Genomic DNA, 13125 nt, shown 5'->3' with positions numbered 1-13125 from the left:
CGTTGCGGGCCGCTCAGGCCTGGACGGCGCCGAGGTTGAGCTTGTCGCCGTCCTTGGTGACGGCGTACTTGGGGAGCGGCTTGGTGGCCGGGCCGTTGATCACCGCGCCGGTCGCGGCGTCGAACTTCGAGCCGTGGCAGGGGCAGTACATCTGGCCGTTCTTGGGGGCGTCGACCGCGCAGCCGGAGTGGGTGCAGACGGCCGAGAAGCCGCAGTACTGGCCGGCCGTCGGCTGGACGACGTAGACGGCGTCGCCGGTGGCCGGGTCCTTGACCTGGGCCGAGCCGCCCACCGGGACGGCCGAGACGGCCACCGAGACGACCGGTCCGGCGGGCGTCGGCGCGGCGGTCTGCCGGGGCTTGACCGTCTTGTCCCGGCCGAAGGTGGCCGTCAGCGATCCGGTGAGCAGCCCGGCCCCGCCGATCGCGACGGCCGCGATGGAGCCGTCCACCAGGGAGCGGCGCCGGATCTGCGCGTCGCCCAGGCCCCGGGCGCGGTCCCGCTTCCCGCGGGCCGCGAGGTAGCCGTCCACCGAGAGGTACGGGGTGCCGGCCAGGACCAGGGCCGTCCAGGCCATCAGGTAGACGAGGTCGTTGCCGAGGAAGTACGGGGTGACGCCCCAGCTGACGGTGAGCCAGAGGCTGGCGCTGATCAGCGCGCCGCCGGTGGCCGCGATCCGGCCCCAGAGTCCGAACAGGGTGCCCAGCCCGACGGCCAGCTCGCCGAAGGCGATCAGCAGGGCGAAGAAGGTCGGCGCGTCCAGGGCCGGGCCGAGCAGGAAGGAGATCGGGCTGGCCGCCTTCACCGCCTGGGTCTGCGAGACGAACGAGGCGGGGTCCGCGGCGCCGGCGAGGTAGTGCGCGTCGGAGAGCTTGTCCAGCGCGGCGTAGACGAAGGTCACCCCGAGGAAGAGCCGCAGCGGCAGCAGCGCGTACCGCGACGCGAGCCCGCGCAGCCGCTCCGCCCGGCTGCCGCCGCCGAGTCCCGTACCGCCGGCTCCCGTACCGCCGGCCGCGTCCGTGCTGGCCTCCGACATGCCTCCACCTTCCTTCACGGCCCGTCAGCCCCCTGACAGATCCGGTCCGATTCTGCCCGTTGCCGAGCGCTTTCGGTGGGAGGGCCCACCCGGTGGGCGCCCCGCACCGCGAACGGCCGCGCCGCCGCTCCCATGGATACGGGTGCGACGGCGCGGCTGTTCAGTCCGGCGGGAGACTACTCCCACTCGATGGTGCCCGGCGGCTTGCTGGTGACGTCCAGCACCACGCGGTTCACCTCGTCGACCTCGTTGGTGATCCGGGTCGAGATCTTCGCCAGCACCTCGTAGGGCACCCGCGACCAGTCGGCCGTCATGGCGTCCTCGGAGGAGACCGGGCGCAGCACGATCGGGTGGCCGTAGGTGCGGCCGTCGCCCTGCACGCCGACGCTGCGGACGTCGGCCAGCAGCACGACCGGGCACTGCCAGATCGAGCGGTCCAGGCCGGCCGCGGTGAGCTCCTCGCGGGCGATGGCGTCGGCCTCGCGCAGCAGGTCCAGGCGCTCCTTGGTGACCTCGCCGACGATCCGGATGCCCAGGCCCGGGCCGGGGAACGGCTGGCGCTGGACGATCTCCTCCGGCAGGCCGAGCTCCTGGCCGACCATCCGGACCTCGTCCTTGAACAGCTTGCGCAGCGGCTCGATGAGCTCGAACTCGATGTCGTCGGGCAGGCCGCCGACGTTGTGGTGCGACTTGATGTTCGCGGTGCCGGTGCCGCCGCCGGACTCGACCACGTCCGGGTAGAGCGTGCCCTGGACCAGGAACGCGACGTCCTCGCCGGACGCGCCGGCCTCGGCCACGATCTCGGCCTGGGCCTGCTCGAAGACCCGGATGAACTCGCGGCCGATGATCTTCCGCTTGGTCTCGGGGTCGCTGACCCCGGCGAGGGCGGCGAGGAAGCGCTCCTCGGCGTCCACGACCTTCAGCTGGATGCCGGTGGCCGCGACGAAGTCCTTCTCGACCTGCTCGGTCTCGCCCTTGCGCATCAGGCCGTGGTCCACGTACACGCAGGTCAGCTGCGAGCCGATGGCCTTCTGCACGAGGGCCGCGGCGACCGCGGAGTCGACACCGCCGGAGAGTCCGCAGATCGCGCGCTTGCTGCCGACCTGCTCGCGGATGAGCGCGACCTGCTCCTCGACCACGTTGGTGGTGGTCCAGTTCGGCTCGATGCCGGCGCCCCGGTAGAGGAAGTGCTCCAGCACCTGCTGGCCGTGCGTGGAGTGCATCACCTCGGGGTGGTACTGGACCCCGTACAGCTTCTTCTCGTCGTTCTCGAAGGCCGCGACCGGCACCACGTCGGTGGAGGCGGTGACGGTGAAGCCCTCCGGCGCGGCCGAGCAGGCGTCGCCGTGCGACATCCACACCGACTGCTCGGCCGGGGTGCCCTCGAAGAGGGTCGAGCCGGTCTTGGAGACGGTCAGCGGGGTGCGGCCGTACTCCCGGGCGCCGTTGTCGTCGACGGTGCCGCCGAGCGTGGTGGCCATCAGCTGGAAGCCGTAGCACATGCCGAAGACCGGGACGCCGGACTCGAAGAGGGACCGGTCGACGGTCGGGGCGCCCTCCGCGTACACGGACGACGGGCCGCCGGAGAGGATGATCGCCCGGGGGTTCTTGGCCAGCATCTCTTCCACGGGCATCGTGCTCGGCACGATCTCGCTGTAGACCCGGGCCTCACGGACGCGGCGGGCGATGAGCTGGGCGTACTGGGCGCCGAAGTCGACGACCAGGACGGTGTCGGCCGGCGGTACGGAGTGGTCGGGGGTAGCAGAGGACACGAACGGCCTTCCGGCAGCGGAACGGGAGGTGCCACACGCCACGGCGCCCGGCAGGGCGGCGGCGGGTGGTATGTGGGGGTGTCGGCCCCCAGTCTACCGGCCCGCCCGGGGCCTCCCGCTGCACCCGGTACGTCACCCTGTTGGCACCGTGACCGCCCGGGCCGCCGGCTCGTTCTCCACACGACCGTACGACCGCGACGCACCCGCCAGGTGCGCCGCCTCGGCCCCGCAGGTCCGGGGGTGGTGCCGTACGGGCTTTGCAGGACCACGCGTGGAGCTCATCGCCAGTCCACCGGCGCACGTGGCGCCGCCGTCGTTCCGGTCGCAGCCGGGCGCGGCCCGCCGTGGGACCGTGCGCGGGTGCCGCGACCGGACAGCAGGGGACAGCGACCCCGGCCGCGACTGGACCCAAGGAGGTGGGGCGGCCGTTGCCCGGGGACGCCCGGGCGGCGGCCGTCGCACCCCCGGACCGTCCCCCCGTCCCCACCGGCGCACGTCCCCCGCCGCCCCGCGCCGCTACGCGCGTCCCCATGCGCTCCGGCCCGGTCCCACTACTCAACGTGATCATCACTCCCCGCACCCGGGGCCCCGGTCAGCGGCTGCCCGGCCGTGGAAGCGGGCCCGCGACGGAGGCACCGCGGTGCTTCCGGGCGGACCGGGCGGCGGGCCTTTCGGCAAAATGGACTGTGCCGAACTGCGTCGAATCGGTTGCAGAGCAAGGCCTGTGTCCAGCACGATGCTGGTTGAGGGGGTTCGCAGGCGACCGCGGTCGGGTCGGCGGCGAGTCCGTGCCGGTGGCGTCGCAACCCGACGACGACAACGGTTATCACCTCACGCTCCGTGAGCGTCGGCCCGCGCGCACCGTCGCGCCGGACCGCGCACGACCGCGCACCCGCCGCACCCCGGCTCACCCGCGCCGGCCGCGGGGCGCGACATCCGAAGCCATCCGCCGCGACGGCGCTCTTCCCCCGGCGCCGTCACCACAGCACCGGCGCAGCCCTGACGCCGAGTGCTGAGCGACAAAGGGCCCCGTTCCCCCGCGGGGCCCTTTGCCCTTTCCGGGCCCGACCGCGACCGGGGCGGCGCCGGAGGCAGCGCTGCCGGCCCGCCCTGGCCGGCAGCGGCGCTACGCGTCCGTCTGGTCCTGCCTGCGCCAGACCGAGGGGTCCTCGCCCGCCTCGCGGGAGGGCTCCGGGGAGGGCGCAGGGGAGAGCGCCGGACCGCTGCCGGCCGACGCCGCAGCCCGGTCCGAGTCCAGCAGGTCGGTCGGCGCCGGAACGACGGTCGGCGGGACGACGGTCGGCGGCCCCTGGGGCGCGGAGGCGAAGTCGTGCGCCCCCGTCTCGCCCCCACCGTGGGGAGTCTGCGCGGGGATGCCGGCGGCGCCGACCGCCCCCGACCGCCCGACACCGAGGGAGGCGAGCAGCCGCGGCACGGCCAGCGCGCCGACGGCCGCCCAGACGACGTTCGCCAGCACCACCGAGGCGAGGGCCAGGCCCGCCGAGGAGGTCTGGCCGTAGCCCCGAACGCCGGGCATCCCACCCATGCCCAACTGGCTGACGGTCAGCCCCGCACCGCCCAGCAGCATCAGCAGGCTGAGGAAGGCCGCGTACAGCACCGCGAGCTTGATCCGCTCCGCCGCGCCCAGCCGGTGGCGCAACGCCGACCGGCCGAGCAGCACCACGGCGAGCACCGCCAGCAGGCCGGCCCAGCGCCAGTCCCCGGGGGCGTCGTGCAGGTCGAAGAACGAGAACCGCACCCCGGAGACCGGGAGTCCGTCCACGGACATCCCGTACTGCCGTCCCGCCTCGAAGGTCGCCCCCGAGCCGAAGCCGAGCAGCTGCAGGCCGAGGTTCGGCAGGAACGCCAGCGAGCTGAGCGTGGCGCCGGCCGAGCCCTGCACCGCGACCACCACGAAGGCCGCCGCCGAGGCCACGGCCACCACCAGGCCGATCACCCGGGCGGCCGACAGCGCGGCCACCGCCCACCCGCGCACCTCGGTACTGCGCCAGGCCGCCCAGCGCGCCGCGTCCGTCCCGTACACCAGCAGCGCCGTCAGGCCGGCGAGCAGGAACGTCCAGGGGACGGCCTCCAGCCAGCGGGCCTCCAGACCGAAGCCCGTCAGGGACGGGTAGACCCGCAGGTCGACGTCGACGCCGGCGCCGCGGGCGGGCCGGAAGCTGCCGCCCGCGAGGACGCCGAGCACCAGCGTGACGGCCGCCGCCACCAGCCCGGTGCGGACCGCCTCACCGAAGGCCCGCCGCCCGGTCAGCTGCTCGCCGGAGCGCGCCTGCCGCCGCCGCAGCCCGATCCGCAGACCGAGCCAGAGTGCCAGCAGCCACAGGGCGGTGACCGTCAGCGGCGCCACCCGCAGCAGGTACTCCAACACCAGTTGCTGCCCCCCGTCGACGCCCCAGTCCGGGGAGACGTGCAGGGCGAACGGCGCGCCGAGCGCCGCGAGCGAGGCCGCCAGCGCCGCCCCCAGGCGGGAGCCGAAGGGCGCCGGGAACGCGCCGCCGTAGTCGCTCGGGATCGCCGCCAGCAGGGCCGCCACCAGCAGGACGCCCGTGGGCGCGAGCACCACCCGCAGCGCGGGACGCCAGTCGGCCCCGGTGAGCCAGCGCAGCACGGCGGAGCGGGCCGCCGCGGGGGCGACCACCGTGCCCGCACCCCAGGACCCCACCGGCGGAGCGCCGACGGGCGGAGCCGTGACGGGCGGCGCAGCGGGAGGCACCGGCGGTGCCGGCCAGGCGGCCGGGTCGCCGGGCACGGCCGGTGGCGCGAGCGGTGCCGGCGGCACCGGCGGGGCGGTGGGCGGCAGGGGCGGGGCGGTGGGCGGCCCCGCCGCGGCGGGCGGCGCGAGCGGCCGGTCGCAGGAGGCGCAGCGCTGCGCCCCCTGGGCCGATGCCGCCCCGCACGATGCACAGATGGCCACAGCTGCGTTCCCCCGTCGTCGCAAGCCTCGATGAGCCACTGTTTATCCCACCGGCCGTCAGACACTGTCAACCGGCGGCGGTACGGGCCCGAACTCCCGCCCGGGAGGCCGGTCCTAGAGCTTTTCCGACCCGACCTGGTCCGCCGCCACGGACTTCTTCGGCACCGCCGGCACGGCGAGGAGCGGCAGCCGCAGCTCCCCGAAGGCGCCCTTCGGCACCGCCGGGCGCACCGGCGCCACCGCCGCGACCCGCCGGTAGGCCTCGCCCTGGGCCGGGCGCGGGTCCGCCTCGCCCTTGTTCGGCCACATCGACATCGCCCGTTCGGCCTGCGCCGTGATGGTGAGCGAGGGGTTGACCCCGAGGTTCGCCGAGACCGCGGAGCCGTCCACCACGCTGATCCCCGGGTGCCCGTACAGCCGGTGGTAGGGGTCGACCACGCCGGTCTCGGGGGCGTCGCCGATCGGGCAGCCGCCGAGGAAGTGCGCGGTCATCGGGATGTCGAAGATCTCGCCGATGGTGCTCCCGGGGAACCCGTTGATCTCCGCCGCCAGCGCCCGGGCGCCCTCCTCGGCGGCCGGGATCCAGGTCGGGTTGGGTTCGCCGTGCCCCTGACTCGACGTCAGCTTGCCTTTGCCGAGGCCCTTGCGCTTCACCGAGACGGTGATCGAGTTGTCCAGGGACTGCATCACCAGGCCGATGATGGTCTTCTCCGACCAGCGGTGCAGGGTCATCGACCGGACGAAGTTGACCGGGTGGGTGGCCGCGGTGACGGCGTACGTCAGCCAGCGCGGCGCCCGGCCGCCGCCGGGGATCTGCTGCACCGAGAGCGCGCCCATCGCGTTGGAGCCCTTGCCGTAGCGGACCGGCTCGATGTGGGTGTTCTCGTTGGGGTGGATGGAGGAGGTGATCGCGACGCCCTTGGTGAAGTCCGCCTTCGACCCGTAGCGCCGGTCGTTGGTCTGCGCGCCCACCAGGGCCTCGGAGTTGGTGCGGGTCAGCTCGCCGAGCCGGGCCGAGATGCCGGGCAGGTGGCCGCCGTCCCGCATCCGGTGCAGCAGGCTCTGGGTGCCGTAGGTGCCGGCCGCGACCACCACCCGGGCCGCCGTGATCGTCCGGGCGCCGGCCTTCCCCCGGTCCCGGGAGCGCGAGTCGGTGCGCCGCACGTCGACCGCGAAGCCCCCGCCGCTCTCCCGGATCCGGGACACGGTGGTCAGCGGGTGGATCCGCGCGCCGTTGCGCTCGGCGAGGTAGAGGTAGTTCTCGGTCAGCATGTTCTTCGCGCCGTGCCGGCAGCCGGTCATGCACTCCCCGCACTCGGTGCAGGCCCGGCGCCTGGGCCCGGCGCCGCCGAAGTACGGGTCCTCGCTCTCCTCGCCCGGCGCCGCCCTGACCTCGCCCGCGGCGTCCCCGCCGTCGCCGAAGAACACGCCGACCGGCGCCAGGTGGAAGGTGTCCCCGACGCCCATCTTCTCGGCCGCCGCCCTGAGGTGGACGTCGGCGGGGGTGACGGTCGGGTTCAGGCGCACCCCGAGCATCCGCTGCGCCTGGTCGTAGAACGGCGCCAACTCCTCCTGCCAGTCGGTGATGTGGCGCCACTGGCGGTCCTCGAAGAACGGCTTCGGCGGTACGTACAGGGTGTTGGCGTAGTTGAGCGAGCCGCCGCCGACGCCCGCACCGGCCAGGATCAGGACGTTGGCCAGCAGGTGGATCCGCTGGATGCCGTACAGGCCGAGGGCGGGGGCCCAGAGGTAGTTCCTGGTGTCCCACGAGGTGGACGGGAGTTCGTCCGCGCGGAACCGCCGGCCGGCCTCCAGGACGGCGACCCGGTACCCCTTCTCGGTCAGCCGCAGGGCGGTGACCGAGCCGCCGAAGCCGGAGCCGACCACGACCACGTCGTAGTCGAACTCCCCCTCGCCGGACGGGCGTTCCGCCTCCGGTCGGGCGTCCGTCAGGTCGTCCGCTTCGGACGGCACTGCCGCCTCCGGTGTCGCTGCCATCGCCCGCTGCTCCTTCGAAGTACCGGCCGGCGCACCACCGACCTATCGCTCGACGTACCGGAGGACCACACCCGCCCGGCGGTGAACCGCGCCGCCGTACGGGCTACTTGAGCCGGAAGGCCTTCATCGCCCGCAGACCGGTGGTGAACAGGGCGGCGAACCGCGCGTCGTCCATGCCCAGCGAGGGTCCGATCGGCAGCAGCCGCTGGCTCGCGATGGTCTGCGCCTCGGTGTAGCGCAGGATGCCCTCGGAGCCGTGCCGGCGGCCGAGTCCGGAGTCGCCCATCCCGCCCATCGGCGAGGCGACCGAGCCGTAGGCCGCGGCGTACGCCTCGTTGACGTTGACCGTCCCGGTGCGCAGTCGGGCCGCGACCGCCCGGCCGCGCCGGCCGTCCTTCGTCCAGACGCTGGAGTTCAGGCCGTAGGAGGTGGAGTTGGCCGCCGCGACGGCCTCGTCCTCGGTGTCGAAGCGGTAGACGGAGACCACCGGGCCGAAGGTCTCCTCGGCGCACACCGCCATGCCCGGCGTGACGCCGTCCAGGATGGTCGGCTCGAAGAACAGCGGGCCGAGGTCGGGGCGGGCCCGACCGCCGGCCAGGACGGTCGCGCCGGCCTTCACCGCCTCCTCCACGTGCCCGCTGACGACCTCCAGCTGGCGCTCGGAGACCAGCGAGCCCATGTCCGCGCCGTAGGCGAGGCCGCCGCCGAGCCGCAGCGCCCGGGTCCGCTCGGCGAAGCGCGCGAGGAACTCGTCGGCCACCGAGCGGTGCACGAAGAGCCGCTCCACCGAGATGCAGAGCTGGCCGGCCGAGGAGAAGCAGGCCCGGACGGCGCCCTCGGCGGCCTTGTCGAGGTCGGCGTCGGCGAGCACCAGCAGGGCGTTCTTGCCGCCCAGCTCCAGGGAGGCGCCGACCAGCCGGGCGGCGGCCCGCTGCGCGACCTCGCGCCCGGTGCGGGTCGAGCCGGTGAACGAGACGTAGTCGGCGTGCTCGACCACGGCCGGCCCGATGACCGGGCCGTCGCCGATCACGATCTGCCACAGGTCGGCGGGCAGCCCGGCCTCGATCAGCAGTTCGCGGGCCCACAGGGCGGTCAGCGCGGTCTGCGTGTCGGGCTTGTTGACCACCGCGTTGCCGGCCACGAAGGCCGGCAGGGCGTCGCCGACGGACAGCTCCAGCGGGTAGTTCCACGGCGAGATCTGGCCGACCACGCCCTTGGGGCGGCGGGCCTCCACGGTGTGGGTGAGGACGGGCACGGCGCCGCCCCGGCGGCGGTCGCGCAGGTACTTCTGCGCGGCGCGGCCGTAGTGCCGGGCGGCCAGTGCGGCGCCCAGCACCTCCTCGAAGGCGTGCAGCCTGGCCTTGCCGGTCTCCGCCTGGATCAGGTCGAGCACCTCGTCCTGCCGCTTGAGCAGCAGGTCGTGGAAGCGCAGCAGGACGGCGGCGCGCCGGCGCACCGGCAGCGCGGCCCAGTTGCGCTGGGCGCGGCGGGCCAGCTCGTACGCCAGCTCCACGTCGGCCGGGGTGGACTGCGGCAGCGTGGCCAGCCGCTCGCCGGTGAGCGGCGCGACGGTGTCGACCGTCCGCGGTTCGCCGGCCGCGGTCACACCGGCGGCGAGCCGGGCGACCAGGGCCTGCGGGACCGCCGAGGCGACGGTGCGGGCGCCACCCGGCGCGGCGGGGTTGCGTCCGGGCTGCGCGGGCGCCTGTGCATCTGCCGTGAGGTCCGTCATGCGGCGAAGCCTAGGCGCTCGGCGGCCGGTTCGGTACCCGCCAGTAACCGGAAAACAGGAGACTTCACGCGCCCGGCCCCGGGAGGGCGAGCCGGGCGCCCGGCCTCAGCGGGTGGGTTCGAAGCTGTTCAGCACCGTGGTGAAACGCTGCTCGCCCTCGGTCCAGTCCTTCTCCGGGCAGGACAGGTAGACGGCGTACGCGGTGCCCTGGTCGTCGATGAACTCGGCCTCGACGGCGTGCCGGCGGCCGCCCTCCTTCGCCGCGTACGAGAACTCCCAGACCGCCGCGTCGTGGCCCTTGACCTTCGCGTCCGCCATCTTGAGCTGGGTGTATCCGGCCAGGTTCTTGCTGACCGTGAGCTCCAGCTGCCCGAGGTGGTCGAGCGGGCGGGTCGACTGGCCGACGGTCACCGCGAACTGCAGGTAGTGCACCTTGTTGTCGGGGCTGTAGTAGATCTGGTTGCGGTCCATGCTGCGCTGCCAGACCCCGCCGGTCTCCGGCAGCAGGAACCGGAAACCGCCCGGGTCCTCCGTCCAGCGGTAGCCCGCCGGCGCCGGCGCGCCGGCGGTCGGGGACTGCGGGGCGGCCGTCCCGGTCGGCCCGGACGCGGCGCCGCCGTTCCGGTCCTTCTGGGCGGTCACCAGGTACGCGGCCCCGCCGGCCACCAGCGCGCTCGCCAGGCCCAGCGCGGCCACCTGGAGGACCAGCCGGGCGCGCGAGCGCCGCCGGACCGGGGCGGCCGGCGCCACCGGCACCGGGGTGACGGGCGTGGTGGCGGGGGTCGCCGGCTCGGCGGCCCGCGGGACGGTGACCGGCTCCGGGTCCTCCGCGAGCGCCGGCGTGCCCGTCCGGTCCACCACCGGCACCGACTGGGTCGGCACCTTCGGCGGGCTCTTCGGCTCGGGCTTCTTGAAGCCCATGGTGTGCCCCGCGGTGACCTCGGCGAGCATCCGCAGCGCCTCGTCCGCGGTCGGCCGCTCGGCCGGGTCCTTGGCCATCAGCGCCGCCAGCACCGGGCCCAGCGCGCCGGCCCTGCGCGGCTCCGGCAGCGGGTCGCCGACCACCGCGGCCAGCGTGGTCAGCGGGGAGGTGCGCCGGAACGGCGACTCCCCCTCCACCGCCGCGTACAGCGTCGCACCGAGGCCCCACAGGTCGGAGGCCGGGCCGGGGCGCTCGCCCTGGGCCCGCTCGGGCGCCAGGTAGTCCGGAGATCCCACCAGGTCGCCGGGGCGGGTCAGCTCGGCCGAGCCCTCGTAGGTCGCGATGCCGAAGTCCAGCAGCACCACCCGGCCGGTGCCGCGCTCCAGCAGCACGTTGCCCGGCTTGACGTCCCGGTGCAGCACGCCCAGCTGGTGGCCCCGGTGCAGCGCGGCCAGCACCTGGGCGCCGACCTCGGCCGCCTCCCGGGGCAGCAGGGTGCCGTCCTGGCTGATCACGTCGGCCAGCGAGCGGCCGTCCACCAGCTCCATCACGATCCACGGCCGGCCGTCCTGCTCCAGCACGTCGTGGACGGTGATCACGCCGGGGTGCTTGATCCGGGCAGCGGCGCTGGCCTCACGCTTCATCCGGGCGTTGAGGATCTCCAGCTCCTCCTCGGGGAGGTGGCTGACGGTCAGTTCCTTGACCGCCACCTCGCGGTCGAGCATCCGGTCCCGGGCCCGCCAGACCGTGCCCATGCCGCCGCGGCCGAGCCGCTCCCCCAGCTCGTAGCGGTCCGCCAGCAACCGCTGCGCGACAGGCGCCTCCGGCCGATCCTGAACGCCCATCGCGACCGCTCCCCCTCATCCACCTGCCGTCACCCCGACGGAGGGCCCGGTGCACCGCCGACCACCGCTCGAACAACTCTCACGCACAGATTAGGCCGGACGTTCCATTCCAGGGATTCCGCCCCGGCCACGTGACCGCCCCGTGACCTGCGGGGCGGCCCGTCAGCCTGCGAACAACACCACGGCGCCGACCCCGAGCACCAGCGCCACCAGCACCCCCGCCACCAGCAGCGGCCCCAGCAGGGCCGGCGGGATCCTCGGCGGCCGGCCGGGCCGCCCGTCGTCCCCCGCGGCGGCCGGAGCGGCGGCGCGCCGACGGTCACGGCGCTGGACGGGCACCAGCGGACCCTCCGGGCGCATCACCGGGAGCAGCACCGGCGGCGCCGAACCGAACGGCTCGGGGGCGCCGGCCAGCAGTTCGGTCAGCTCCCGCCACGCCTCGACGGCGGTCGGCCGCAGCGCCGGGTCCGGCTGGAGCAGCCGCCCGACCAGCGGACCGAGCGGACCGCAGCCGTGGGTGGAGGCCCGCCGGTCGTCCCGGACGGCTCCGAGCAGCGTCGGCAGGTCGTCCTCCGGGTACGGCCCGGCGCCGGTGAGCAGCCGGAACAGCAGCACGCCCAGCGCCCAGCAGTCACCGGCCGGGCCGCCGTCCATCGGCCAGCGCTCGGTGCGGGGACCGAGCAGTCCGGCCCGCACCTCGTACCGGCGCCGGCCGGCCGGACCGCCCAGCTCCTCGCAGAGCGCCTCCAGCGCGACCCCGGCCTCCAGGCCGCCCAGCAGCGCGGCGCCGTCCTCGCAGACCAGCACCGAGTCGGCCGAAACGTTTCCGTGCGTCAGACCGTCCTCGTGCAGCGCCCGCAGTGCCCCGGCGAGGTCCGCGGCCAGCTCCGCGACCCGGTAGGGGGCCACCGGACCGTCCGCCGCGAGGTCGGCCAGCGAGACCCCGCCCGGGTACTCCTCCACCGTCCAGAGCAGCTCGCCGTCGACGAAGGCCCCGCCCGCGCCGAGCAGCCGCGGGTGCCCTGGCACCCCGGCCGCCGCGGCGGCCACCCTGCGCACCAGCCGCTCGCCCTGCGCCGGCACCGGGTCCTCGTAGGTCTCGGCGGCCTGGGCGCCCCCGTAGGCCGGGCCGCCGGCCGACAGCAGGCCGGGCAACTCCAGTCCCGTCAGTCTCACCGGGGTGCCGGTCCGTTCGTCCTTCGCGAGCACCCGCAGGTACTCCGGACGGTCCGTCACCCGGTACCGCCCTGCCAACACCTGCCCCGGGCCCGCCAGCATGCTGTTCCTCTCGTCACCGCCAGCGTACGTGGCCGTCGCGGGTACGCTCGATCCGTGGACTGGACCGATCTGATCGATGTGGCCTTCGACGCGGCCGGAAACGGCGAGGACCGCGGGCGGGCCGCGGCCGTCCGGACCGTCGAGGCCACCATCGCACCCGGCGAGCGCCCCGTCGCGGCGACCGCCGCCCGACACCCCGACCACTTCCGCAAGGGCGCGCTGGTCCTGACCACGCACCGGCTGCTCTTCCTGAAGGACGGCAAGCCGCCGCTGCCGGTTCCGCTGGAGGCCGTCACCGAGGTGACGGTCACCCGGACGAGGCTCAACGGCGAGGTGCTGAAGGTGGTCGCGCTCACCGGCGCCCACCGCTTCGAGGACGTGACCAAGGCCGAGCCGTTCGCCGAACGGCTCCGGGAGAGCGCCCGGGCGGCCCGCGAGGGCGCGACCGCCGCCCCGGCCGCCACCGGCCCGGCCACCGGCTCCCCCGCGACCGGCGCCGACCTGCTGGACCAGTTGGAGCGGCTGGCCGCGCTGCGCACCGCGGGCGCCCTCACCGAGGAGGAGTTCACCCGGGCCAAGCAGCGCCTGATCGGCTGACTCCCCGGGC

The 13125-nt window shown here is 75.1% G+C and carries 8 protein-coding genes and 1 pseudogene; 1 reads left to right on the top strand and 8 read right to left on the bottom strand.

All coding sequences use genetic code 11. The features are described from left to right. Positions 1 to 13: 13 nt before the first annotated feature. The 8 genes and pseudogenes from ACFTWP_RS07105 to ACFTWP_RS07070 all read right to left on the bottom strand — a co-directional run bounded on the left by ACFTWP_RS07105 (position 14) and on the right by ACFTWP_RS07070 (position 12476). Complete coding sequence (locus ACFTWP_RS07105; protein WP_380263337.1) at positions 14 to 292, bottom strand: Rieske (2Fe-2S) protein; 279 nt, start codon at positions 290 to 292, stop codon at positions 14 to 16. A 207-nt stretch (positions 293 to 499) separates the two neighbouring features. Continuing rightward, positions 500 to 1036, bottom strand: a pseudogene (locus ACFTWP_RS07100) (DoxX family protein); the annotation flags it as partial. A 176-nt stretch (positions 1037 to 1212) separates the two neighbouring features. After that, positions 1213 to 2808, bottom strand: coding sequence for a glutamine-hydrolyzing GMP synthase (guaA, locus tag ACFTWP_RS07095; protein ID WP_190210829.1), 1596 nt, complete (start codon positions 2806 to 2808; stop codon positions 1213 to 1215). A 1126-nt stretch (positions 2809 to 3934) separates the two neighbouring features. Beyond that, on the bottom strand, positions 3935 to 5467 hold the full coding sequence (locus ACFTWP_RS07090) for a hypothetical protein (protein WP_380263210.1): 1533 nt from the start codon (positions 5465 to 5467) through the stop codon (positions 3935 to 3937). Positions 5468 to 5857: 390 nt separating this feature from the next. Further along, positions 5858 to 7741 carry a GMC oxidoreductase gene (locus tag ACFTWP_RS07085; RefSeq protein ID WP_380263209.1) on the bottom strand — a complete coding sequence of 628 codons (1884 nt, stop codon included), beginning with the start codon at positions 7739 to 7741 and terminating at the stop codon, positions 5858 to 5860. A gap of 103 nt (positions 7742 to 7844) precedes the next feature. Beyond that, positions 7845 to 9473, bottom strand: coding sequence for a succinic semialdehyde dehydrogenase (locus ACFTWP_RS07080; protein ID WP_380263208.1), 1629 nt, complete (start codon positions 9471 to 9473; stop codon positions 7845 to 7847). Between the two features lie 105 nt (positions 9474 to 9578). After that, complete coding sequence (locus ACFTWP_RS07075; RefSeq protein ID WP_380263207.1) at positions 9579 to 11240, bottom strand: serine/threonine-protein kinase; 1662 nt, start codon at positions 11238 to 11240, stop codon at positions 9579 to 9581. Positions 11241 to 11402: 162 nt separating this feature from the next. Further along, positions 11403 to 12476, bottom strand: a complete 1074-nt coding sequence (locus ACFTWP_RS07070; protein WP_380263206.1) for a hypothetical protein — start codon at positions 12474 to 12476, stop codon at positions 11403 to 11405. A 96-nt stretch (positions 12477 to 12572) separates the two neighbouring features. Between ACFTWP_RS07070 and ACFTWP_RS07065 the strand changes: the two genes are divergently transcribed. After that, on the top strand, positions 12573 to 13115 hold the full coding sequence (locus tag ACFTWP_RS07065; RefSeq protein ID WP_380263205.1) for an SHOCT domain-containing protein: 543 nt from the start codon (positions 12573 to 12575) through the stop codon (positions 13113 to 13115). The last annotated feature ends 10 nt before the right edge of the window (positions 13116 to 13125 follow it).

This window comes from Kitasatospora sp. NPDC057015 (assembly GCF_042673745.1).
Taxonomy (GTDB): Bacteria; Actinomycetota; Actinomycetes; order Streptomycetales; family Streptomycetaceae; genus Kitasatospora.
This window is presented reverse-complemented; position numbering and strand designations above follow the sequence as displayed.